This is a genomic window from Bacillus sp. FSL K6-0069 (assembly GCF_038007785.1).
GTDB lineage: Bacteria > Bacillota > Bacilli > Bacillales > Bacillaceae_G > Bacillus_A > Bacillus_A mobilis.
Window position 1 is genome coordinate 109789 of sequence record NZ_JBBOXN010000002.1, and the last position, 23180, is coordinate 132968.

The window sequence follows — 23180 nt, forward strand, 5'->3', positions numbered from 1 at the left end:
CAAGTTCTTTTTTACATTAAAAAAAGGAAGATCCAAGTAAATACATCACTTAGTTCTTCCTTTTACCCTCTATAAACTACCTCGACCTTATTAAAATGGTAGTTCTTCATCTGTAATCTCCGGTAACTCATCCATACCAGCAAATATATCATCCGGCTCTTGGGATGGCTTTCTTGTTTCCTGCTCTTTTGGATTATCTAATTCTGTCCAAGTGTTATCTTTTTTCATTTACATTTCCCTCTATCTCTCTTATTTTTCAGGTTCGTATACAACTTCTTCGTAATCAAAAAAATAATCTTTCAATTTACGTAGGATTGAACGAATCTTCGGTTCAGCTACGATCTTTGTACCATGGTAAAAACTTTGTTGCCCGACAAAGCGCCATAAGATTACATAGCCTTCTTTTGCTTCTTGTATGCCTTCAATATATAAAGCGATTTCTTGAATAGCAACCTTTTCATTAAGAGTATCTGGTTTAAAGTATTGAAATTTCCCATCTGGTAATATAATTTCAGCTTCAAAACATCCTCTCATTTGATTCACTCTTGCTCTTGATTCAGATGACATTGCTGGTGCAGCATATGATTTCTGATTTTTTTCCATTCGTGCTTTATGTTCCTCTACTGTTGGTACTGGTTGTAAGTGACTACAATCTTTTTTCATTTTATTATCTCCTCTACTGTTTAATTTGTTATTTTATGAATCATAAATAACCCCGCCTGCAAACTTGAAAACAACACAAAAAGGGCTTCTTCAAGTCGATTAAAAATGTGCATAGCAAAATAAGCTATATATACACTAATCGGCTCAAAGAAGCCCTTTCATAAATGAAACAAGACGCAACTTGCTTCTACAACTCAACCACAACACAAAAAAAAGGTGTGGGAATAAACGGAATCAAATAAACTAACAATATACCTATATATTACACAATTAGGATTATAGTAGCAAGGTGTTTTACAAGTTTTAATAACTTAAGTAAGTTATTAGTAATTTAAAGAAATAATAATTTATATTCAAAGTTAAAAATAACTTACTCATCAAATCTCTCCTTTTGTATAATTTGATTACCATCTAGCATAATGCTAATCTATGAAATAAGCAGTCTTTCACGGATAAACTTAGAAAAATCCGCTCTAAAAATTAAAACAGATTCTTCTAAGTTATAGACTTTTGCTTAGATTATTCTGAAATGAACTCTAAAAATCTTTTTCCAACCTCTGTAGTACCTGATTGCCACAATCCTGTTTCACTCATTGTATTATGAAGTGTGTCATAGGCAATTAAATCTCTATTTTTCAAATCTCTGACGATTTGGTCATAAAAGTCACGTCTGTCTCCTAATTCGGGGAATGCTGAAACTAAAATTGTAGATTTTCCTCCCGAGAAAAGGCTAGGTCTTGTTTCAGCTGTAAAATAAGATTCTGGAGAATTTAGGAATGATAATATTTTCAAATGCCATTCATTAAATTGGTCTATATAATTTAAAAACATTAACTTTTCATTTTCTTCTATCCCCAATTTAGGCGTATTGGAAATTGAATTCATTAATGCTACTCTTTTATCCTTTTGATGTGTTTTTAAAGCTATTGAATATGCTTGCATAGCAACTGTTAAGAACTCTTGATTATCAGCTAGTTCACTTATATTAAAACCTTTTTGCTCAAGAGCATGTAACCTACGATCCATTTCTTCCAAAATTTCAGTTCTTCTCTTACTTGCAGGATCTGCAAATGCAACTCCAAATAGTTCTGAAAGCATCGGTCCTGCTACCGGTACAGTACCTGCAGCCCCCTTAGCCATTGCATAAATAGTCTCTTTTGTTTTTTCATTCATTTTAATTACTCCCTACTTTAAATTTCCCCTTCTAGAGGTAAACCTTGCGTTATTGCAGATGATATATCATCATATTTTGAATTATATTTTATATTGGAATTTATATCCACTCGTATATACCTTCATAAAAAAGAATCTGATATCTTAATAGATACCAGATTCCTTTTTATACTAAGGGCTATATATTCTGTCTTAAATTATTAATATCTTTTCAATAATTGTTATATAGAAGTCTTTCTTTTCTTTTTATGACCTGGAATAATCAACTCTCTAATTCGCTCATTTATTTCATCTTGTAATATATTAAAGATTTTAATAAGTTCTGTACGCTCATTCTCCATCACTATATGTTTAGGGTTATTGTTAATAACTCGCATTATTTGTTTTTCTATATTGTCGATATCAAATTGTGGGAGTTCATTATTAGGATCTAACCCTATATTCATATATTTTTCAAAAGCTTTTTCAATAGGCAGTAAACACTCTGAGCGTTTAACAGGTATTTCACCAGCCTCTGGATCATATTCAATATGTTCAACCAAAATCTCACAATAAATTTCAGGTTTTACATGAGAACGTACTAGTAGATAATACAAATTATTGCTCATTAATACATCGTAAAGTTTTGAACCATTCATCTTAAATTCTATATTTCCTACTTCTTCCTCGTAATCAGTTTTTTCTATATATTTATTAATGACTTCACATATAGCATTAGATGCTATTCCATCTAAACTTTTTTTTATTTTATTTATATTATTTTCTTTTTCTAATATTTTATTTATTTTCTGTTTCCAATCTTCCTCAAGTGCATCAAATATATATCCATTTTTAACTGCCTTTATCCCACTAAAATCCAAAGGTTGAGAAGAAAATGGTTTTAGATTACGATAATTATTGATATCATTAATTATCGGTTTATAGCTCTCATTAACAATAAGTGACCTTTGACTATGTTCTAGTGCACCTTTAGCAAACTTTATTGATTTAACACCAATAAAAATCGCTACCACAATTGAGACTAAACCAATCCAATTGCTAACTCCTATATCCTTTATACTTTCTAGCATTTTCTTTGCACCTTTTATCCCTTCCCATTTATAGGCTTTTTATAATAAGTTCATTACCTCTTGTCTCTCTATCCACTTATCCAGTTTATTTTTCGTGTCATCATTTAATCGTTTTCTTTTACCTGATAGCATCCTTGAAAGCGTTGAATACGAAATATCAATTTCTTTCGCTAGCTCACGAATACTTTTATTATTCTTCTCTTTATACGTGTTCATTTTTTCAATATAGAACTCAATACTATTAGGTATTTCTTGATTTGGTATACTTATTGGCTTCTCTTCAATTACAGGTGGCTTTTCTTCAATCTCGATAATTAATGGTGACTGCTGCTTACTTTTCTTAGTAATCAACTCTTGTTGTAATTTAACAAGTTCATTTGTCGGAGAAATAATTACTTTTAATTTTAGCCAGTAATTCTCAAACCAGTTTTTCCCCTTGCATTTCTCTTCATCAATTTCAGGAGAGTACTTCCATTCCTTAATAACTTGGTCCCTCATAAGATCATCTAACGTCTTTTCAAAAACTTGTCTTGTAAGGCTTGGTTTTCTATTCATACTGATTTCCATTACTTGTAATAACCCTTTAGGACCACCAATACTATATGAATGTGTTAGATGTTGATATGATTGTTGAATACGCCAACGCCAACTTAGATATCTGGTTAATCGTTTGTGATATCTTTGTTGCTTGCTGTTATACTCCAATGCTTTCTTAGATAATAAACCTGTTAGTTTTTCAGAACCATATAGATATTTCGATAAAAAACTACCTGGTGTAACGTTCATACTCTCTATTCCCAATGTTTTATCCGTATCAATATCTTTTGCAATGATAATTTCATCCATTACAAATAACCTTCTAATTCTTTGCTTTTTATAAGCCAAGGTTTCATTTGGATCCTCTTCATTTAATATCACGATCTCATTATCTTCATTTACATAAATAAAAATACTAGCAAGAGCAGCTAAACGCTCCATAATCTTTAATCTGTCTTCTTTTCGATAATAAGCCTTACCATTTTTGATTTGTTTCATATTACACATATCTAATATTTGTTCATAATGTACAGGCACAATAGTCTTATCATTTTCCGCACTCTTTACCCACAGTTCTGTTACAATATCAAGGCAATCTGCCGTCAAATCATCCATTACTCGTGTTAAAAAAGTAGAGTCAATCAAGGTATTCCATCTTTTTAACTCTTCCCTTTGTAACTTCATATCACCATCGTCATGTGACGATACTACGACTAGACTATTTTGTTTATCCTGCAATTGAGCAATACGTACATTCTTATCTTGGTCATCTGTAAACTTATTCTTAGCAATAGTGTCTGATAAATGGTACATAAACCCTGCATTACTTCGCTCTATGTAATCACTCTTAGCCTCTGTATCTAAAGGTAATTCTTTTGCGACAACAGGCAATTTAATCCCAAATTCCATATATAAATCATCTTTTAGACATTCAAAAATTTCTCCCTTATAATTATCTAATTTTGGAAGAATGTCTATCGCCGATAATCCTAAAGCTTCCTTTTTAGAAACCCATTTCACTAGTCTTTCGAAAGTCTGTGACGAATAAGTTGAGTTGTATATCCTCTGTAGATCTCTTTCTACATCTTGATAGAATTGTTGCCATTTATTTAACACTCTTTCACTTCCCTCAACTCCAGTTAGTAGAGGGTATGCTATATATAAGGTGTTTTGAAATAGTACTTTTAACTTTTCCACTAATAATCCTCCTAATTGCTTCTAATACAATTATATCAATTGCTACTTATCATTCATACCATTCTAATTAGAGTTTCGATAGGATATATTATTATTGAGCATTCCAATGAATATTCCTATTGTTTAGCTAACGAAAATATGATGAACAATTAATATCTTTTTGTAAACTGAAGTGCCCATGAGAAAGGTATCTATCCAGAAGCAGGAAACTTTTATGAACACTTATTAAAGAAAATTAAAATGCAATTGATCATGAGTAGTGGGAATAATATTTAACAAACCTTTTTATAAAGGTTTGCTTTGAGGGTTCAGTAGATTTGAAATAAATTCATTATTTAAGGTGGAATAAAAGTAAACAAATAAATATAAGTTCACATAAAAAAGAAGCATAGAAAAACATTCTATGCCTCTTTTTTTATAAACAACTCAATTCCCATTAATTATTAACTTAAAATCCATTACTAATAGTATAAAGTATTCTTTAAAACATTTATAACTGTGATGCTATAACAGCAATAGAGTTATGTAGTGAGTGAATCAAAACAACAATCCAAAAAGCAGATAATGTAACTTCTACTTTTTCATTCTTTTTTTGATATACCCAATAAGCATAGTTATATAATACTCCAATTATTGCTGTAGCGACTATATAAGTAATACCATCTGAATGAATTAATCCGAATATAATCGATGCTATTAAAATGATAAGAAAATCACGATCTTTAATAAGAGAAATACAACTTAATACCCAAAATAAAAACACCTGAAAAATTACTGTTTCATATACAGGTGCCGCAAATACTCCTACTAAAATCTGTATAATAGCGGGTTCTTCCTTTATTGGATGTTGTTTTATTGCCGGTAAAAATAAATCTAATGGCATCACAAGTAAAAATGATCCCAATACCATAAGTAATACAAACCAAATTATAGGTAAATCAAACATAAATCTATTCAATTTTTCCAGCATATATCTTTCTCCTATCACCTTTTTATATTCATAAAATTATATATTATATTTTCATTAATACAATAAGGTAATAGAATTAAATTAGTATAAATAGTACAAAATAATAAATTCTCTATCTTCTTCCCTTTCGTATTTGTAATAGCAACAATACATTTAATTTTTATAAGTTTACAAAATTCGTTTTACACTAATTATAAGTTAAACATGCGACATCTTTCTCAACTTGTGTACTTTTCCTGCAAAACATGCAACACCTTTCCCATCTTGCGTACCTTTCCTGCAAAACATGCAACATCTTTCCCATCTTGCATACCCTTTCTACAAAACGTGCAACATCTTTCCCACCTTGTGTACCTTTCCTATAAAACATGCAACGCCTTTCCCATCTTGCGTACCTTTCCTATAAAACATGCAACGCCTTTCCCATCTTGCGTACCTTTCCTGTAAAACATGCAACATCTTTCCCATCTTGCGTACTTTTAATATAAAATGAGCAACGCTTTTCCAATGTTACGTACTCTTTTACTAAAACAAGCAACATTCTTCCCATGTTGCGTACTTATTTTTCGCAACAAGCAACACCTAATATTTAAATTATTTAATTTCACATTAAAAATAAGCAACATTTTTCCCAAGTCGCGTACCTATACTACTAATAAAACCAGCTACAAATGCTGTTATATCAGGTGATTTAAAACATTTAATCTAAAACAAACTATATATTTCACAGAAATCCTTTCCCAAGTCGCGTACCCATTTTCGCGAAAAAGAAGCAACATCTTTCCCAAGTTGCGTACCAAAAATCAATTGGAATATCTATAGAGTATTGATATTAAAGGATTTCTCCTATTCTCAATAAATAGCATCATACAAGAAAAAAGCAACACTCCTTCCCAAGTTGCGTACCAAAAAAAAAATCAAACTTTTTTTCTATCCCTTGTGGCTCTAAGGCTCGTAAGGTGTTGCCTTTTTTAAAATTCTCTCTTAAAGGGCACATTTTTACAAAATTCGTTTTGCTATAATCAAAATTGGTATATTTTATAGTCTTTTGGCATATATTTCTGAATTTGTAGAACGGAGGTGAAAAAGATGGGGAAATCATTTGTAATACGAAATCAACGTAGCTTAAATGGGAAAACAACCAATGCCGTGTTAGTAACACTAAAGTCTTGGCAAAAACTTGTAGAAGCATTTGAAGATAAGTACTACAGCTATAAAGATACATATTTAGAAGATATTCTGCAGCACATGACATACGAAGAACGTATTGCTGACGAAGAAGGTTTTGTCGAAAAAGCCAAGCCATCTTTTTCACGTCGCGCATTGTCTGCACTTGCTGAAAAAACAGGAAGAAAACATAAATTATACGGCATTACGAATGCTGATCTTGAAGTTTTCTTATATCTACATAAGAAATGCTTTACTAATGGTGTCATTCCAAATGTAACAATACATATGATGTGGGAAGATTACAAGCAATATAAAGAAGAATTTGCTTATATCCAACATTCTCAATTCTATATTGCATTAAAGAAATTAAACTTACATAACATTATCTCCATTGAAAACGGAGTAGATGGCCGATATACAATCAAGCTGACTCATTTTATGAATGAGGAAACAGAAAAAGCAAATCCATACGTATATATTAGTCCTGTTGTATTTACTAAGGCTTTCTTTAAGCTATCTGTAGCGGCTAAGAAACTATTCTTAGACATTGCCATGCAACAACATACAGAAACAACATTAAAGCGTTCATTGGACAAGCAGGATGAAAGAGGAAACAAAACTCACTTCGGTGGGATGTATCGTTTCTTACATAAAAAATATCCGCATCAAATCCGTTCCGTTATCGATGAATTAACAACGGCATTACCATGTACGGGGAATCCCCTATTCAAAATTTGCAAAATGCAAAAAGGGGTAAAGCATACAAAACGATATACAACCTTATATCTATCTATTCATTCAGACTTTTTATGTACAAAAGAATCTGGAGAAGAGCAACACAGGGATCCATTTACACCAAAAACCACCTATGCTCGCAAGGCAAAGTTTATAGAAGCAGTTCTACAGGAGATGAATATCGATGAACTGTCTGCAGACATGAATAAGTTCATTCATGTATTAAAGCATACTTGTCATCGTCAAATCCGCAGTGTAATTCGCGGACTCCGTGACATGATTGATCGAAAAGAAGGATATCCAACGAAAATTGTATATACATTGAAAAAACTATTGCATCAAACATCTCAATATCAAATCCTTGATGCTGCAGCGAAAGAAGGTATCTACCCTCTTATTGCGCAACATATACCAAAAGAGAGAAATAGTGACCGTGAGCAAGCTGTCTTTAATTTCGGTTTACATTATTCTATGTACTCTCTTCACAACATTAAGAAGATGTTTAAGAATGTGCATACACTACTGAAGCAGAAATTTGCGGTACCTGTGACGGAAGAATCTTATCACCGTAATTATTTAAAATATCAGGAAGAAACGTTATTTAGAAAATATGCATATGATCAAGGTGTGAATCTCCATGCATATATTGCTTTAGAAATTGAAATGCGCGAAAAATTAAAAGTACGCGGCCATAAAGAACGCACAATTCCAAGTGATGTACGTGAATGGTTTATTGAAGAAATTGATAAGCTACCGCAAGAGCAGCTGCGTGTGATTGAGCTACCAAAACAGTTTAATTTACTAGAGTTTATGCGTACCTTTGAACGTTTAGTACGTGCTGGTGTAACAATAACCACTCCTGATCAGGTGCTAACCGCAATGAAAATAAAATAATAGCAACTAGCTCTCTATTTTTGAAAAAAACAAAAGTAGAGGGCTATTCGTGTTTATTTGAGTAGTAACACCTTCCTACTACTCTATTTATAAATACTAAATCGAAAGAACTTCATGTAAAATGGAGTCTTTTTTTATGCACTTCTATACAATTTTGATTCTATCAATGCATAACTCTCCACATAATACTAGAGTGTATTCCTCTACTGTATTAAAACCTATCCCATAATACCTACAAAAAATCAAAAGGAAAATTATAAAAATAGTGGATATGAGGACAAATATGATCCAATGTGGATATAATCCTTCTAAAATCATTGTTATTACTAATGTTGTTGTATTTATCTAATAAAAATCATCAACAAAAATGTGAGTTATGTGTAAATAGTGAGTTATGTTCAAAAATAGCAGCCTAATCTGAATAAAATGTGGATAATTAGACGGTTAGAATTAACCTGATTACTAAAATAAGTAAAAAAGTTCTTATTTACGGGGTTGAATATATATAATGCGATTAGTATCAAATTCTTTCTGATTTCATGTAGAAATATAGTAATTCCTTTCTGTTTTTTTGTAGAATTAAACGTCTAATAATCATTGAATTTACGAATACATTTTCTGCTATTTATGATTTTTTAGGTTCTAACATGAAATTTTCCCTTGTGGGAGTAGATATTTCCCCTGTTTTTGATAACCTATAATAGTTTTATCTTTATTTCTTTTTTTATATAAGGTATATATTTATAATAGATTTTTAATATAGCTAGTATAATTGTTAATAAGATGTCCGACCTAATTGAAAATATTTGTAAATTGCGTTATAATAATGGTAATTAAACAGATCATTACCCTCATACAAAAGGACAAACCTACGTATCCCTACCAGGACTAGGTTTGTCCTTTTTTCATTTTAATAAACAATTTATATTGGAGGATTACACATGGCTACACTAAAAGAAACAACTTACATAGAAATGAATACCTATAACGAGATTGGATTTTTTAAAGGGATTGTTTGGGGATTAGTTTTTGTAGTGCCTTTTTGGAGTATTATGATAACTCTATTTATCTGGCTTTATAACTAATAAACAACATATCCAAAAAGCAAAGGGTTGTTTGTCCGTTTGCTTTTTGGATATGCCAGCAACCGTGCGTAGCAAAGGGCGGTAGCAGGTCTTTCACTTATTTTCTGTTATAATATATCCAAAGAAATTAGGTGACTATATTGAATGAGACAATTAACTTAGAAAAAACTTTAGAAGCGTTCTCTACATATTTAAGTGAAAAAGGCCGAAAACATTCTACAATCCAACGCTATGCATACGATATTAAAGATTTTTATAGATGGTTGAATGAAAATGAGTTGCTTTTACATATAAAATCATGGAATGAAATATCCGTAGATGATTATCAATCTTATTTCTCAGTGTTAGAAAATAAACGAGAATATTCTCTTAAAACAAGGCACAGGATATGGGTGGTTTTAAAGAGGTTACACATGTTTTTAGGTATAGTTAGTCCATTAGATGATATTCATCTCTCTTTAATTCCGGATCAATCACTAAATGACAATGATTTTATTACCGAATTGGAAGAGGCGCTTTTAAAACAAACTGTTCTATCAACTAAGGGATTAACAGAAAGACAAGCTAAATACCGTCCTCTAATCATGGATAGAAACGCTTGTATAATTAATTTAATAGTAAACTATGGTTTGTCTTTGCAAGAGCTTGTATCGCTTAATATGAACCATATACAGTTTGCTAGGAACACTTTAATTGTTCCAGGAGAAAACGGAGATACTAGATCCATCTTCTTAACAGCCGAAGCTACACAACAGCTTTACAAATATTATTCGACTATCCCTGAACCTGTAAGACCTCGACAGCACACAGATAATCCTCTATTTGTGGCATTTGATTTTAATCGAGGTACTTATCGATGGGTTTACGAAAATGATGCACCAAAAGCTTTGTCTGAGGTTGCTATACAAAAGATGATTCGACTTGAAGTGAAACGAGCAGAATTAGATAGGCGTATTTCTGCACAGCAGATGAGGAACACATTTATTCTTCGCCTTATTAAGCAAGGACTTTCTGAAAGTGAATTAATTGATAGAATTGGTTTTAAGACTAAAATATCATTGAAAAGATATTTTCAATATTTAAGATTAAGCTGTTAATAATGCTCTAGATGAACAAGTCCATCACAAAAGGTATTTAAAGGAATGAGAAAAATGCACGAGAAAGGAATATATGTTATGCAAAACACTTTAACTTTATGTTTAGTAAAATTAGGAGAATTGTTTTATGCAGGTGGATTGCACAGAATACCATACGATGAAACTTCATTTAGTTATGAGTTTGTAAAAGATGAAGAAGTGGCATTTCTCTTTATAGATAAAGATATAGCCGAACGAATTGCTAAAAAATGTGGTGGTGTTGTAATTAATAAAGAAATTACTTCGCATGAATACACTCAACTAACCATTAAGCACGAATGTTATATAAAAAGCGGAAAAGATTGGGATTTGGAACAAGAAAAAGTTATTCAAAAATTTTTAAGTAATTAAGATTTTCAAAACTTCATCACTCTGAAACAGTTAAATGTTCTTTTTAAAATCAATACATAAATAAAAGACAGCAACGCTTGTGTTGCTGTCTTTTGTTTACAATGACTCACTAATTAATTTTGCGATGTCGACAAATTTCTCTGCAAATAATATAAAGACAATTGCAAGTAACCCGCAAAGTGTCTTTACGGAGAACTCAACAGCATCTACATTAGGCTTAGTTAAATTAATAAGTCCGCCAATTCCCATAAACAGTGTAATCAACCCAAGCATAAACTTTGTAATAGGAGTTACTCCGGGTATTTCATTTCCTACAAATAGCTGAAAGCAGTAGTACATGCTCCAAATAAAAAATACTATTGTTGGAATTGTGGTTAGAATTTGAATACATCTGTCTTTGAAACTAATTTCAGTCATAAGTATCCTCCTTGAATCCTATATTTATACGTTCCTAATAGTTCTTTGGTAAATATCGTAACTATTTTTTAAAAATCTGTTTCCTTCTCATTTTTTTATCGATTTCTTTAATTGCGTTTTCATTTTCTTTAATTAATTCATCAAAGTGTTCTTCCTTATTCTCTTCTATATACTTCATAAGTTTTTTGAATTCCATTATAATCTCCTCTTGCCTTTGTAATATAGAAAGCACCTATTGAATAGGTACTCTCTAAATATATCTATTATTTATATATCACGCTATAAGAAATGTTTCGTTAGCCATTTCTTTAAGTATTTTTGCAAAGAGGTGATTAGTCTCCTCGGATAGCAACTCCTCTGTTTCTAGCAATCGAGAGAGCCTACTTATAAACTCTGTAGTATATAGGATCTTCGTATTTTCTAATTCATCCGGATTAAATAATTGTTCATTCTTCATAGAATGAATGAACAGCTGTACAAGCATCTTCTTATGTTGTGCTTCTGCCTTTTCATGGTACATCGTCATACCTAACCATTGACGTATAATGCGTTCAGCATCTCTTGCTTCTGTTATATCAAATCTAGATACAACAAAGGTTAGTTTGTTCCATGTAAGCTTTGCAGAATCATTAGAATAATTTGAAGGAAAAAAGAAAAAACTCTGCTGCGTAACTTTCTGTCGTTCCTTCATCCAACGAAATATCTCCTGCTTCCCTAAATGAACATCAATTTCCACGAAAAACACAGGGAATGGAGACGTCGTTTTTTCTTCATTTATTGTACAATCAGGTTTGAACACCAATTCACCAAGACATGCGTGATGTATTGGCTCCAATTCATCTCGATATACACGAATACCATCTGTGTCATACCAGCCTTGTAGTACTGCCTCAATTTCTTCTTCAGATATAAGACTCGTATTCATTTCTTGTTGAATATAAAGTAGATATTCTAAAAGCATTCTTCTACCTTCTACTGTTAGTCCTCCAGGTGCATAGTCTCCCTTTTCTGTACGATCAAACATAATATAATCATATTCAACATGATTACATATGGAAAACAAGTCTGAATCCCTTTTATTTTCGTTTCTAAGGAGCGTTTGCAGGCTTCGTCTATTCATTACATTCCGATACCGAATATCGTTTCTAATCGAACGTAAGAAGCTTTTCCAGGATTGTAGATAAGCATAGTCCGTATACCCCTCACTAATTAGCTGGGTCAACATTTTATCCTCACCATTCATCATTAGGCAAGTCCAACATCCACTACGTGAGTTTGCAGCTCCACAAGCATTTCCCTGCTGCTTCCCACCTGTTTTTATGCCACATTCAAACATAGCTTGTCCATACTGTATGCTCATTTCTTCCACATCCACACCAAAGGGCAGTATCCCTCTATCTAAAAGTAACATCCATACTTCATCACCGGTTAAAAATTTAACTGGATTAAAGCAGAGGATATTCTTCATATCATTATGACGTGAAAATAAGGAATCATTACTTATCTCATGCTTTTGAATACTATGTCTTCTTCGAGCGCTCTCTTCATTACGAACGGCCAGCATAAGCACACCATCATATTCATCAAAGCATTCTACTGCAGTAGTAGTTTGAGAAGCTATTAAGATTTCTTTCATCTTTCGCTGCATCGGTTTGACCTTGAGAGAGTCAGTACACCATCTCAATCTACTGTTTCCGCTCGGTGGTAAAACGCCTCTGCCTATTACTTTATACCAATATGATTCTTTCATAAGTGGTTTCACACCATGAACGACAAATGGTAGGTTTTGCTCATTTGCTTTCTCCTGGATCTTTTGTAATGTCCTTGAGATATAAGCCGTCATAGCAGGTGTTTCTACTCCAACTTCGGAAGTTAAGATATGAATTGGATTTGTACGTTCCTCTAGTGGTAGCTCAGCAATTGCATCCCATAGTAACGTCAACATGGCAGAACTATCTTTCCCCCCACTGTAACCTACAAAACAACAATCGCGAGATAAATAGACTTTTTTCATTTCCTCTTTAATTTCTTTATATATATCCATCATTATATTGTTATCCCCATAGCAAAGTATCATTTCATACTACTATGGAGCATACCTCCTCTGTTTTTAGATAGAAAAAGAGAGTCCCTATTTAATAGGCACTCTCTTTTGTGTATATCCTCTATTTTTAATCAACTGTGATTTCATGTATATTCAACTTGTTTAACTTTTCCATATAAAAGCTCATTACTTTTTGAGCATGTTGTATAGCGATTAATCCATCTTGAACAGTAAGTGCTTCAAAATACGGATAACGAATGTCTGTAGCATAACCATTTAGCTGCACGCACTGTTCTAAAATCAATGAGAATTCCTCATCTAATTTCCGACATGATTTGTGCAGCATTAAAAGGTTATGAGTTTTTGGGACTGTCCTACCGTTTAGTGCAAGAAATCCTTTTAGAAGTTTTTCCACACATTGTTGACTATGATAACAAATAATTGCAGTTGGGAAAGGTTTCATGTGAGTTAAGTAACTAGCAGAATCTAAATCAGATTTTGCAATAAATACCCACTCTTTTAGATCCTCAATATTTCTCATATAGGACCTTCCCTTCTAGTGCAATCTTATGTTCCATAGTAACGGTACGGCTAGCACGTTCTTGAAACTCTTCTGGTCCGTACACTAAAATATCAACTGGTGTTTCCATAACATCATAAATACCCCAATTGATACGATTAATGACTTCCCTTTTTCTTTCTCCGACACCTTCCACAACAATACAGAGATCAAAATCACTGTCTTCATTTGGTGTGCCATATGCATGAGAGCCAAAAAGGATGATTTTTTGGACAGAAGATACAGTTTCACGAATCTTTTGCACTAATAGGTCCAATTCCCTTTGTACTTCTTCGTTAATCCGAATCACTCCTCGGATAAAGTAATTATATTGACGTTTAAGTATATTATACATACGTTTCCCTTCTCCTTGCTATTACATATTTATTTTTATATTTTTCTCTTGTTTCCCAACGTTCTGCAATGCTTGATAACATTCGTATATCTGCTTGAAATCTTGTAAAAATCCATCGTCAGAGATACTATGAAAGCCTTTAAAGTTCTTTCTACACCAATATAAAATGCTAGATTCATCCTTCGCTAAAAAAGAATCCGGATTGAAATGAATCAAAGCCTCTGCTAAACAAGCCAGAAGCAATGGTATCATTCCGGAATCTTGCTTTGATAAATCAAGTACAGATACAACGGTATACTGTTTATATTGGTAGTATTGTAGAACACCATTACACATGTTTGTTGGTGTTAAACTGTGTTGTAATTGAGTGGAATCTAATTGATACACTCTCATCTTGTCCCCTCCTATATCATTACCCCTCAATTGGTGCAGCTTTCATAAAAGCCTTTTGAGCTTGGAAAATGATATAGTGATTCGATACGGTACCTTCATCAAAGAGTTCGTTGACGAATTGAGCAACAGTCATGGCAGCGAACTTATTGGTAATAACGCGCTGTGGTTCTGAAGCAGCTAATTCGGAACAACTTAATTGACTTGGAGCTGTTTCTTTTTTCGTAAAAGCATCCGGAAATAAATCACCAAGCGGTGAAAGAATGACCTCGCCATTCAATTTAACTCCACATACTGCTTGTCCGTTATAACCACTGTTTTTATAATCAGCTATTTGTTGAGGTGTCCAATGTCTTTTATTTACTTCTCTCCAATTATCAGGAACTGTTACAGCTGTATTCCCTACATCGATGTAAAGAAGATTATCTGATTGATGGAAGAATTGATGAAAGACCTCGCGAGAAAACATATTATCTACTGCCCCAATTACAATTGGCAGATACAAGTAATCGTCTTTATGTTGTTTTTTTAATAAATCATATTTGTTACCAAACAACTGCTGCATTGTTTCTATGTCTTCTATATACTGCGACGTAAAGGAAGAGATAGGAACGTTATAGCCAGCTTTATATCGACGAGCCAGTACTTCTGCTTTGTATTTACCAACATCAGGTCGAATAAAGAGTTGATTTCCAAGGTTGTAGAGTAGGAAGCGAGCGCCTTGTCATATTGCTATGATAGGTTTCTCAAAACCCCTCACCGAACCGTACGTACTCCTCTCAGAGTATACGGCTCTCCATCAATTGCTTGTCAAAGTTACTTTTTTCTGTTTTTCGCTATAAGTTCTACTCTCATGTCATAGTGAATTTCATTATGGCAATCCTCACACACGGCTAATGTTTTGCGTCTACGGGCAATCATTAATTTTTGCCATTTGGCTTTGCCTTTCTCAACATCTTTCATTTTTCGAACATGGTGCATTACTAAGTTAGAATCGGTTTTACCACAATGTTCACATTTGTTGGCTGATAATCTATCCATAAGACTAGTTGTTGACATGTGAGCTCTTGAGGCTACCATGTTGTCGATGTTATTTTCTTGTGTTTTCATCTTAGTTATATCAACCGTTCTAAACCCTTCCCTGTAGAAAGAATGAGAGTGTTGTTTGCCTTTTTTATCTTTGTACTTGACCACGAATACACCGTTTTTGCAATATTTCCCCTTGATTTTGCTAATTGAGCTTTTATATTTATTGGCGAATGTTTTATACATGCTGTATTCTAGAACGTAACTGAATTTTTGGAGTACCGTTGAATTAACTGCATATTTGTAGTAGTTGTACATCCCTCTAATCTGTAATACATAATTATGTAGTATTTCCAGATCATCTAAGTGTGCCATTTCTGGTCTATGCTTTGGTTTCCAAATTTCTTTCCCATTCACATACTTCATTTCTAAAACATTCATGGCAAGTAATTTATTTCGCCATGCTTCATGGGGTATTTCAAGTCTTACTTTTAGATTGTGATGTCTTCTTTTAGCACCTTTCACTGAGTATTTGGTAAATAGCTCATTTCTAGTGATATTGACGTTGTATCCAAGAAATTTTGCTTTCTTGCTAGAGTGGGTGATAAGTGTCTTTTCTTCTGATAAAGTTAATTTCAATTCTTCATTGATAAATTGAGCTATATCAGATTTAATGGCTTTGGCATCATCTTTACTGCCGATTATCATTATAATGAAGTCGTCAGCATATCTAACATATTTTAGAGACTTGAATTTATCCGATATTGGATTGTAGTAGGGACGTTTCCCTCTTTCCTTAACCCATTCGTTGACTTGCTCGATTAATTCTTGAGCTTCATTGAGTTTACCTTGTTCTCTTAGTAAGTCAGCTTTCTTACGACCTCTTTTTATTTTGAGGTGTAAGTATTGATATCTTTTATCAACTTCTCTGTCTTTTGGTTGACCTTTTCCGAATCTTTCAGCATATTTTTCCATGTATATATCTAGTTCGTTTAGATATATGTTGGCAAGAAGAGGACTAAGAATACCTCCTTGTGGTGTTCCGCTGAATGTTTTGTGGAATTGCCAATCCTCCATGTACCCAGCTCTAAGGAACTTCCATATTAACCCGATAAGTGTTTCGTCATTGATACGTTTTCTTAGTAGGTTAATTAGGATATGGTGATCAATATTGTCAAAGAAACCTTGAATATCACCTTCAATAAACCATTTAGTTCCACTACCACTCTTTTTAATTTGTTTCAGAGCAGTATGACAACCCCTATTTTTTCTGAATCCATGTGAGTTCTCAGAGAAGTTTGGTTCATAAATAGCTTCTAAGATGTACTTTATTACTAATTGGACAAGTTTATCGTCAAATGTCGGTACCCCAAGAGGACGTTTTTTCTTACTCCCTTTTTTATCAGTATAAACTCGCTTAACAGGGGTAGGTTTATAGTTACCATTTTTAATATTGTTGATGATTTTAGATACTCTATTTTTTGAGAAACCATCAACAGTGTTATTTATGGTTCCTCTAGTCATATTACCTGGATTGGCATATATTTCTTGATAAGCTTTATAGTAGAATTCCGGATTATAAAGGTTTCTATATAATCTTTTGAACTTATAGTTTTCTTTAATAGTATTCTTTGACAAGGTGTTCAATACATAAACTGGATTTCTCATTAGCATCTCGCTTCCTTCCTGTTTATTATCATCATGAACTAATTGACTGCCTTCCTTCGCCATCTTGATTTCACAACCATGACCTAACGCAGTTTGTAATACGTTAGTGTGATAGGCTTTCCCTATCTCTGACTACTACGAAGGCTCCGTTACCATATGGAATATTCAAGAGCCACATTTCTTGGTTTTCACCTTGAAATCATCCTCTATAGCCATAAATGGCGCTTCCACTTAGGTAATCCCCATTTAGTACCTTGTAAATAGTTTGTAGTAATATCGGTTGGGACTTTCAATCTTTACTAATGTACTTTAGTCGGTTCTCTAGTGTGAAACACACCTCTCTCCAAAAAAAATAGATGAGATGAACTAGAGACATATCGTTTCAATGTCTATTTCGATATGGTCGTTGATAAGACCCCTTGATTTATCCTTCACGCAGTTTAGCATTCAACCTTGTTTACCACGGTACACCTAGAAATTCAGTCGCACTCATGACATTAGAGTGACTTATCCCGTTGCAGCCATGCTACACTCCCCGTTCACTTTCGATTACGGATAAGGCTACCGGTGTCGGGTTGTTATCTTGTTTCACTTCACCCGCTGATTTACTAAATCAGAGTTTACAAGGCCCTTATGGGCGCACTTTTTCTTCAACCGTGTCTGGATCTGCAACTACAATTTCGCCATCCAATTGAAAAATACTCATCATTTGAGCAATATGTTGTAAAATTAATCCTCCGTTTCCTCCAGCACCTACTAATACAATATGTGGTACAATCTTCTTTCCTTCTGCAATATCAATAACAATACTCATTTTTATAGCCCCCTATTTTCTTTTGATAGTGTATTCTCTAAATTTCGTAGAAATGGAATCGATAAATTTGTAAGCCTATGCACGGTATACAAGTCAAATGAATGCATCACTAGTATCGATGCAGCATAAATAACTCCTTCCTCTTGCACAATGCCTACAACATATTGAAGTAAATTCAACTGCACAACAAGCGTGTCTATATATTCTTGATGTGTGTCTAAATCAATATGAGTATTCTTCCTCTGTCCTTCTAATGCTTCATATATGTGATTCATCTCTAACTTGCACATAAATTGAAATAGCTTATAGTCATCATGCGATTCCTCTATTGCTTGTTTATTCTTTGTAAGAACTAACATGTAGTGCTTTATCTTTGTAAACATTGAAACGTGAATTGTTTTTAATGTTGTCATAATAAAGAAAGAGACATAAAAATATGTCTCTTTTACGCCCCCTTGTGTGTTTATTTTAAAAGTGTGATCCTACTTAAATCGTAATCTTGGCTTATCCCTTTCGTTGCATACTCTCCTGCAAATATAAAGTTAGGATTAATAGAATAAAATTTTCCATCTATACAAGTCCGTACTCGTAGTTCAGGGAAAACATCCTCTATTCTGCCAACAATTGCATAAAGAATAGGAGCACGTTCACTTTGATCATCTAAATCACTTGGTTCAGCAGAGAAACGATGATGACTGTGTATCTCCATAACTTTCATAGCGATAGACTGCATCTCTATATTCGTTTCTGGGATTACAATTTCAGTTGCTACCTGCTGAGGTGGAAAATCCATAAAATAACCACGCTCTTTATTGAAATAGATATCAGCATGCAATTCGCAATCACATTTACGAGAAATGGCTTGTGCAATAATAATAAAGTCCATTAATAGTGTTCTCGGAATAAAATCCCCAGGTAAAAAGTGATTCAGCCAAGTACTAAGAAAAGAAAAAGGACAATCTGAAATGGATTGTCCCTCTACAATACTTGCTCCTTTTGCGCCGACAGTTAAAATCGGAAGTAGTGCATTTGTATCCTCATCATATTTAATGACAGTTAAGCCTTTAACAAATGAGGGATAACGATGCTCTAATTTTACGCGGATATCCTCTGCTTCTATTTTTCTTACATCTGTTGAATCCCCATTTTGAACAGCGATTCCATGTATAATTTCTTCTTCTGTAAACCAATCTACTAATGGTATATCCCCAAATACTACGTGGCGAACAACCGTTGTTGTATTGATTTTATCTAGACAATCTGTAGATTTTGTAGCCTTAGCTTTCTTACTACTTTTTGTCTTACCTTTTGCTTTTTCCTTTTTTTCTTCCTTTTTAGCAGTGGCTTGCTCTGAAGCAGCTTTTTTCACTGGTACTGTTGTTTCCTCTACTTGTGTTTCCATATCAAAAAAATCGAATAAGTTTGTCATAATAAAAAATCCTCCTAGTATCTTTGCTTATATATAGTTCTGCTATTTTCAGAAATTCGATGTACTCAATTACTGTCTGCCAGTAACTTATTTTCCATTAAAGTTAATGGCCAAAGTGGTAAATCATTGACTCTTTTGCCATCTGAATTTTGTGTAATACCCTTCTCGTTTAAAAACTTAATAATTCGTTGTCTTTCTCTCTCAATTCTCATTCGTGTTTCATAATCTAAATACACCGTATTTCCTCCTAAGCATGTTGGATCCAATGTTTATAATCTAAACTCCAACAAAATTATTATTCTTAATAAATACTCCCCTGCTTCTAATAAACAATCACTCTAAAGAGCGTGTATTAAAAAGTCATTTCCGATTCCATTAAAATAGAATCATCAAAACTTTGGTTTTCAAATCGTTTAAATAGCTCTCCAACTGGTTCCGTATGAGTATGTGTAAGGTCGTGATTAAAAGAACTTGCAAAAAATAAAACATGAAATGTTTCTAAATCTTTTAAAGTCCGGAATTCAGGTATCACAACTCTACCTGTACATACAGATCCACTAGGATGAACATTAGAATATGGAAATTGATATAATTTCATTCCTTCTTCTAACTCCATATCTTCTTTTACAGCAAAGACAGAGATATTCGTAACTCGTTTTTGGTACACCGTATAACGAAATAATAGACGTGGAAATCCTACTTGTTGAAACGGTCGTTCAAAAAAATGAATATCCCACTGAGCCTTTGGTACTTCAATCCAAACAGCTTGTTTATCTCCACTCTTAGATAACACCTCGTGTTTTATACAACCTTTTGGGAGTACGCCACTAGAGTAATGAGTATTATCTTGTGTACCCTGCTCCATAACTTCTTTTAAAGCTAAATAAAAGTCCTTAAAAGTAACGGCAGTTTCTCCACGTGATAATTCGTTGTTAAATTGCTGAATGGTTACAATTCCTTTTGGCTCTAAAGCATCAAATATTGCTACTGTCTTCATTTGTTATGTCCCCCTGCGTATAGATTGTTTCCACTAAATCTAGTAACATCTCAAATTTATATGGTCCGTATAATGGTTCCTGGCCATAATAGAGATACAGAGATTCTTCATCAATTTGATAAGAATGCTGCACTGGATAACAATCTAGTAATTTAGAAATTTTTTCTTTATGCTTCGGTGATATGCCGTCTATTGTTTCAGCTATAGCACCCCATGTGTCCTCTGCTGCTTCCTTTATTTCCTTTAATGGTATGTCGAATAGTGTAGAGAGCTTTTCATACTCTTCTTCATCAATTGGAAAAGCTTCTAAGCCCATATCTTCGATCATGTCCGTACCCAATTCTATAAATCCTTCTTCATGGTCTAATTCATAGATATTCTCTCGGTCTAAATACGAGGGAGAATACTGTGTTACATCAATCGAAAGCTCATGCATGCTTTTAAAGTAACGTAAGATATGAAATTGACATGAATAAAATTTAGATAGATTTATGTTTAATAGGTTCATGGAAAGTAAGAAGATGACAATCGTATCTGTTGATTCTATGTCCTCCCACCTTATTGTTTGGTTTTCATCTAGAAAGTCCACACAAGTTTGGATTTTACTAATTGTTCCATGAGAGATTTTGTTGAAATCTATTTCTATATCTTTAGAAAGGCTTTCTAATATATATATTTCCTCTTGATATCTTTGTTTAATTTGTTCCCAACTAACGATGCTATAAGTTTTGTTTAACTTAAGTGATAGTAAGTAGTTTGACATCGCTACATTAGATGAATAGCTAAATAATTTCTTCATTTTTTGGCCCTCTGTACTAATTTGCTATATTTTTTGTTAACTGTATCTCTTCAAAGATACGAAGTAACATCTCAATTCGTTTAATTGCTGGAAAATATGTATCATCATCATAGAAAAGGTAAAGTTTTTCCTCATCAGCTTGGTAAAGCATACGTATATCAAACTGATTCTGGATTGACTGAAAGAAACTTTGATTCTCTATCTTGATATTAGAGAGCATTTCACCAATTGGACTCCATGCATTCTCAACAATAAGGTTTATCTCATCCATAGATATATGAAATAAATTCGAATATTGGATTAAGGTATCTTTATCGTCGCTATCTACCTCTTCGTGATGTAATTTCATATCTTGAAGTAAGTCATCACCCCAGCTTTTAAATGAATCCTCACAATCGTATTCTTCGAAATTATCTTGTTCTAAATAAGTTGGGTAATAATCTTTTACAGGAATCCCCAATTTATACATACGTATAAATATCTCCATAAGATAGAATTGCGATGTATAGAAGCAGGAAAGATCAGTATCTAAAGATGTTTCCGCAATCATAATTATTTCAAGTAAGGTTTTCGAATCAATTAAACCAATTGGGAAATTCGAGTCTTCCTCTAAATAAGAAACAGTAGCCATTACTTGTTGAATGGATCGTTCTGAAATCTTACTGAAGTCTATTTCTCTTGAGTGCTCTAAACAATCTAATATATAGATTTCTTCTTCATGCTTCTTATCTGCAAGTAATTCATGCAGTAAGTGAGCATTCTTTTGCATTTTTAACGAAAGTAGATACTTTCTTACTTTCTGGTGATTGTATGTAAATAATAATTTCATACCTGGTTCCCCTTCGTCTTTTCTCGAATCATTGCCGCAAGACGGATTATAATTTCATAATAAGAAAGTACCCATTCATCAAATGAGTACTGTTCATAACCATCCTCTAGAAATTCAATCAAAATATGACTGGGATACGCTTCACTTTGATAGGTGTTAAACGAAAATTCATGTAACACGAATTGAAAATCAGATTGTGTTATATGTTCCGAGCCTATACATAAATAGTAACCAGCTGTATCGAAGTAACATCCTTCCGCAGCCATAGAACTAATATCCGAAGCGAAATTCGAATACATGTCTTCTGAGCTAAATAACGTCCCATCTAACAGGTCTTCTTCAGTTCCAAAGGCAAAGTGACAAAATATACTTGTTTGCTCGTTAAAACGCGCAAACGACTCGAATAATAGTTCACTTGTGATATGCAACTTGTCCCTGTGAAAATCATTGATATTGATTAAGAATGGGATGTTATATTTACGAATTAATTTTTGTATGCGTAGTATCCGTATGTATACTTTCATCTCATTTCCTTGATTAAATAAATATCTCATCTTCTAGCCCCTGCTTTTCCACATCTTCTAGTTGTTCAGTGAAAAGATGTAAATGTAGCATTTCTTTTAATTCACAATCTGGACCATTTATACGAAATGAATTATCACTATAAAACGTGACATAATGTCGTAGCTGCTCAAATTGCTTTTCAAATTCATCTATATGTTCTAATGGTATGTTTTCTAAATCAGGCATTTCGTTCGCAATAAATCCATTTATAATCAATTCAAAGGATTGACGAAGTTCTTGATTATTAGGAAGGACTTCTTTTGACTGTAAAAAGTCAAAGAAGTCACTGTGATTCATACTCATTTGGA

The 23180-nt window shown here is 33.1% G+C and carries 26 protein-coding genes and 1 pseudogene; 4 read left to right on the plus strand and 23 right to left on the minus strand.

What is annotated here, in order from left to right; translation table 11 throughout:
* Positions 1 to 90: 90 nt before the first annotated feature.
* From MHB74_RS27735 to MHB74_RS27760, 6 genes are all read right to left on the minus strand, one after another.
* On the minus strand, positions 91 to 228 hold the full coding sequence (locus MHB74_RS27735) for a hypothetical protein (protein ID WP_000711015.1): 138 nt from the start codon (positions 226 to 228) through the stop codon (positions 91 to 93).
* 21 nt (positions 229 to 249) lie between these two features.
* On the minus strand, positions 250 to 663 hold the full coding sequence (locus tag MHB74_RS27740) for a DUF6018 family natural product bioysynthesis protein (RefSeq protein WP_000710699.1): 414 nt from the start codon (positions 661 to 663) through the stop codon (positions 250 to 252).
* A 519-nt stretch (positions 664 to 1182) separates the two neighbouring features.
* Positions 1183 to 1836, minus strand: coding sequence for a hypothetical protein (locus MHB74_RS27745; RefSeq protein WP_001003375.1), 654 nt, complete (start codon positions 1834 to 1836; stop codon positions 1183 to 1185).
* A gap of 221 nt (positions 1837 to 2057) precedes the next feature.
* Positions 2058 to 2906 (minus strand): hypothetical protein, encoded by an 849-nt coding sequence (locus MHB74_RS27750; protein WP_048568096.1) that lies wholly within the window; start codon positions 2904 to 2906, stop codon positions 2058 to 2060.
* 39 nt (positions 2907 to 2945) lie between these two features.
* Positions 2946 to 4640 carry a helix-turn-helix domain-containing protein gene (locus MHB74_RS27755; protein WP_048568097.1) on the minus strand — a complete coding sequence of 565 codons (1695 nt, stop codon included), beginning with the start codon at positions 4638 to 4640 and terminating at the stop codon, positions 2946 to 2948.
* Positions 4641 to 5130: 490 nt separating this feature from the next.
* Positions 5131 to 5610 (minus strand): CPBP family intramembrane glutamic endopeptidase, encoded by a 480-nt coding sequence (locus tag MHB74_RS27760; protein WP_000890576.1) that lies wholly within the window; start codon positions 5608 to 5610, stop codon positions 5131 to 5133.
* A 1089-nt stretch (positions 5611 to 6699) separates the two neighbouring features.
* Here MHB74_RS27760 and MHB74_RS27765 point away from each other — a divergent pair.
* The 4 genes from MHB74_RS27765 to MHB74_RS27780 all read left to right on the plus strand — a co-directional run bounded on the left by MHB74_RS27765 (position 6700) and on the right by MHB74_RS27780 (position 10981).
* A complete protein-coding gene (locus MHB74_RS27765; RefSeq protein ID WP_061679442.1) occupies positions 6700 to 8409 on the plus strand; it encodes a hypothetical protein in 1710 nt (569 codons plus the stop codon).
* Positions 8410 to 9350: 941 nt separating this feature from the next.
* Entirely contained in the window at positions 9351 to 9494 is a 144-nt protein-coding gene (locus MHB74_RS27770) for a hypothetical protein (RefSeq protein ID WP_000212568.1), read from the plus strand.
* Positions 9495 to 9625: 131 nt separating this feature from the next.
* Complete coding sequence (locus tag MHB74_RS27775; protein ID WP_002029030.1) at positions 9626 to 10591, plus strand: tyrosine-type recombinase/integrase; 966 nt, start codon at positions 9626 to 9628, stop codon at positions 10589 to 10591.
* A gap of 78 nt (positions 10592 to 10669) precedes the next feature.
* Positions 10670 to 10981, plus strand: a complete 312-nt coding sequence (locus MHB74_RS27780; RefSeq protein ID WP_033696043.1) for a hypothetical protein — start codon at positions 10670 to 10672, stop codon at positions 10979 to 10981.
* Positions 10982 to 11077: 96 nt separating this feature from the next.
* Here the strand turns inward: MHB74_RS27780 and MHB74_RS27785 are convergent, their stop codons facing one another.
* The 17 genes and pseudogenes from MHB74_RS27785 to MHB74_RS27865 all read right to left on the minus strand — a co-directional run bounded on the left by MHB74_RS27785 (position 11078) and on the right by MHB74_RS27865 (position 23175).
* Entirely contained in the window at positions 11078 to 11398 is a 321-nt protein-coding gene (locus MHB74_RS27785) for a hypothetical protein (RefSeq protein ID WP_000136244.1), read from the minus strand.
* Positions 11399 to 11459: 61 nt separating this feature from the next.
* Positions 11460 to 11594 carry a hypothetical protein gene (locus tag MHB74_RS27790; RefSeq protein WP_000394598.1) on the minus strand — a complete coding sequence of 45 codons (135 nt, stop codon included), beginning with the start codon at positions 11592 to 11594 and terminating at the stop codon, positions 11460 to 11462.
* Positions 11595 to 11672: 78 nt separating this feature from the next.
* Positions 11673 to 13445: a phosphoadenosine phosphosulfate reductase domain-containing protein gene (locus MHB74_RS27795; protein WP_002073830.1), complete on the minus strand. Its 1773-nt coding sequence runs from the start codon at positions 13443 to 13445 to the stop codon at positions 11673 to 11675.
* A 124-nt stretch (positions 13446 to 13569) separates the two neighbouring features.
* Positions 13570 to 13983, minus strand: a complete 414-nt coding sequence (locus tag MHB74_RS27800; protein ID WP_001244160.1) for a HEPN domain-containing protein — start codon at positions 13981 to 13983, stop codon at positions 13570 to 13572.
* Positions 13970 to 14356, minus strand: coding sequence for a nucleotidyltransferase domain-containing protein (locus MHB74_RS27805; RefSeq protein ID WP_000282368.1), 387 nt, complete (start codon positions 14354 to 14356; stop codon positions 13970 to 13972). The genes MHB74_RS27800 and MHB74_RS27805 overlap by 14 nt, the downstream gene beginning before the upstream one ends.
* 21 nt (positions 14357 to 14377) lie before the next feature.
* Positions 14378 to 14749, minus strand: a complete 372-nt coding sequence (locus MHB74_RS27810; RefSeq protein ID WP_001267129.1) for a hypothetical protein — start codon at positions 14747 to 14749, stop codon at positions 14378 to 14380.
* Between the two features lie 19 nt (positions 14750 to 14768).
* Positions 14769 to 15446, minus strand: a pseudogene (locus MHB74_RS27815) (ThiF family adenylyltransferase); the annotation flags it as partial.
* A gap of 116 nt (positions 15447 to 15562) precedes the next feature.
* Positions 15563 to 17440: a reverse transcriptase domain-containing protein gene (locus MHB74_RS27820; protein ID WP_308125547.1), complete on the minus strand. Its 1878-nt coding sequence runs from the start codon at positions 17438 to 17440 to the stop codon at positions 15563 to 15565.
* 631 nt (positions 17441 to 18071) lie between these two features.
* Positions 18072 to 18254, minus strand: coding sequence for a hypothetical protein (locus tag MHB74_RS27825; protein ID WP_000029266.1), 183 nt, complete (start codon positions 18252 to 18254; stop codon positions 18072 to 18074).
* A 2-nt stretch (positions 18255 to 18256) separates the two neighbouring features.
* Positions 18257 to 18667, minus strand: a complete 411-nt coding sequence (locus MHB74_RS27830; RefSeq protein WP_000209415.1) for a hypothetical protein — start codon at positions 18665 to 18667, stop codon at positions 18257 to 18259.
* A gap of 50 nt (positions 18668 to 18717) precedes the next feature.
* Entirely contained in the window at positions 18718 to 19683 is a 966-nt protein-coding gene (locus MHB74_RS27835) for a hypothetical protein (RefSeq protein ID WP_000182855.1), read from the minus strand.
* A gap of 65 nt (positions 19684 to 19748) precedes the next feature.
* On the minus strand, positions 19749 to 19919 hold the full coding sequence (locus MHB74_RS27840; protein ID WP_000280379.1) for a hypothetical protein: 171 nt from the start codon (positions 19917 to 19919) through the stop codon (positions 19749 to 19751).
* Positions 19920 to 20035: 116 nt separating this feature from the next.
* Positions 20036 to 20680 (minus strand): hypothetical protein, encoded by a 645-nt coding sequence (locus MHB74_RS27845; RefSeq protein ID WP_000859312.1) that lies wholly within the window; start codon positions 20678 to 20680, stop codon positions 20036 to 20038.
* On the minus strand, positions 20658 to 21479 hold the full coding sequence (locus tag MHB74_RS27850) for a hypothetical protein (protein ID WP_000732880.1): 822 nt from the start codon (positions 21477 to 21479) through the stop codon (positions 20658 to 20660). Before MHB74_RS27850 ends, MHB74_RS27845 begins: the two co-directional genes overlap by 23 nt.
* A gap of 16 nt (positions 21480 to 21495) precedes the next feature.
* Positions 21496 to 22308 (minus strand): hypothetical protein, encoded by an 813-nt coding sequence (locus tag MHB74_RS27855; RefSeq protein WP_000770659.1) that lies wholly within the window; start codon positions 22306 to 22308, stop codon positions 21496 to 21498.
* The gene (locus MHB74_RS27860) at positions 22305 to 22862 is read right to left on the minus strand and encodes a hypothetical protein (protein WP_001269722.1); all 558 of its coding nucleotides are present in this window, start codon (positions 22860 to 22862) and stop codon (positions 22305 to 22307) included. Before MHB74_RS27860 ends, MHB74_RS27855 begins: the two co-directional genes overlap by 4 nt.
* Positions 22846 to 23175, minus strand: coding sequence for a hypothetical protein (locus MHB74_RS27865; protein WP_000062335.1), 330 nt, complete (start codon positions 23173 to 23175; stop codon positions 22846 to 22848). The genes MHB74_RS27860 and MHB74_RS27865 overlap by 17 nt, the downstream gene beginning before the upstream one ends.
* Between the last annotated feature and the right edge of the window lie 5 nt (positions 23176 to 23180).

What these genes read in the sequence shown, in the direction of transcription:
- MHB74_RS27735 (WP_000711015.1), bottom strand. Translation starts at nt 228, where the DNA reads ATGAAAAAAGATAACACTTGGACAGAATTAGATAATCCAAAAGAGCAG.
- MHB74_RS27740 (WP_000710699.1), bottom strand. Translation starts at nt 663, where the DNA reads ATGAAAAAAGATTGTAGTCACTTACAACCAGTACCAACAGTAGAGGAA.
- MHB74_RS27745 (WP_001003375.1), bottom strand. Translation starts at nt 1,836, where the DNA reads ATGAATGAAAAAACAAAAGAGACTATTTATGCAATGGCTAAGGGGGCT.
- MHB74_RS27750 (WP_048568096.1), bottom strand. Translation starts at nt 2,906, where the DNA reads ATGCTAGAAAGTATAAAGGATATAGGAGTTAGCAATTGGATTGGTTTA.
- MHB74_RS27760 (WP_000890576.1), bottom strand. Translation starts at nt 5,610, where the DNA reads ATGCTGGAAAAATTGAATAGATTTATGTTTGATTTACCTATAATTTGG.
- MHB74_RS27765 (WP_061679442.1), top strand. Translation starts at nt 6,700, where the DNA reads ATGGGGAAATCATTTGTAATACGAAATCAACGTAGCTTAAATGGGAAA.
- MHB74_RS27770 (WP_000212568.1), top strand. Translation starts at nt 9,351, where the DNA reads ATGGCTACACTAAAAGAAACAACTTACATAGAAATGAATACCTATAAC.
- MHB74_RS27780 (WP_033696043.1), top strand. Translation starts at nt 10,670, where the DNA reads ATGCAAAACACTTTAACTTTATGTTTAGTAAAATTAGGAGAATTGTTT.
- MHB74_RS27785 (WP_000136244.1), bottom strand. Translation starts at nt 11,398, where the DNA reads ATGACTGAAATTAGTTTCAAAGACAGATGTATTCAAATTCTAACCACA.
- MHB74_RS27790 (WP_000394598.1), bottom strand. Translation starts at nt 11,594, where the DNA reads ATGGAATTCAAAAAACTTATGAAGTATATAGAAGAGAATAAGGAAGAA.
- MHB74_RS27795 (WP_002073830.1), bottom strand. Translation starts at nt 13,445, where the DNA reads ATGATGGATATATATAAAGAAATTAAAGAGGAAATGAAAAAAGTCTAT.
- MHB74_RS27800 (WP_001244160.1), bottom strand. Translation starts at nt 13,983, where the DNA reads ATGAGAAATATTGAGGATCTAAAAGAGTGGGTATTTATTGCAAAATCT.
- MHB74_RS27805 (WP_000282368.1), bottom strand. Translation starts at nt 14,356, where the DNA reads ATGTATAATATACTTAAACGTCAATATAATTACTTTATCCGAGGAGTG.
- MHB74_RS27810 (WP_001267129.1), bottom strand. Translation starts at nt 14,749, where the DNA reads ATGAGAGTGTATCAATTAGATTCCACTCAATTACAACACAGTTTAACA.
- MHB74_RS27820 (WP_308125547.1), bottom strand. Translation starts at nt 17,440, where the DNA reads ATGAGAAATCCAGTTTATGTATTGAACACCTTGTCAAAGAATACTATT.
- MHB74_RS27825 (WP_000029266.1), bottom strand. Translation starts at nt 18,254, where the DNA reads ATGAGTATTGTTATTGATATTGCAGAAGGAAAGAAGATTGTACCACAT.
- MHB74_RS27830 (WP_000209415.1), bottom strand. Translation starts at nt 18,667, where the DNA reads ATGACAACATTAAAAACAATTCACGTTTCAATGTTTACAAAGATAAAG.
- MHB74_RS27835 (WP_000182855.1), bottom strand. Translation starts at nt 19,683, where the DNA reads ATGACAAACTTATTCGATTTTTTTGATATGGAAACACAAGTAGAGGAA.
- MHB74_RS27845 (WP_000859312.1), bottom strand. Translation starts at nt 20,680, where the DNA reads ATGAAGACAGTAGCAATATTTGATGCTTTAGAGCCAAAAGGAATTGTA.
- MHB74_RS27850 (WP_000732880.1), bottom strand. Translation starts at nt 21,479, where the DNA reads ATGAAGAAATTATTTAGCTATTCATCTAATGTAGCGATGTCAAACTAC.
- MHB74_RS27855 (WP_000770659.1), bottom strand. Translation starts at nt 22,308, where the DNA reads ATGAAATTATTATTTACATACAATCACCAGAAAGTAAGAAAGTATCTA.
- MHB74_RS27860 (WP_001269722.1), bottom strand. Translation starts at nt 22,862, where the DNA reads ATGAGATATTTATTTAATCAAGGAAATGAGATGAAAGTATACATACGG.
- MHB74_RS27865 (WP_000062335.1), bottom strand. Translation starts at nt 23,175, where the DNA reads ATGAGTATGAATCACAGTGACTTCTTTGACTTTTTACAGTCAAAAGAA.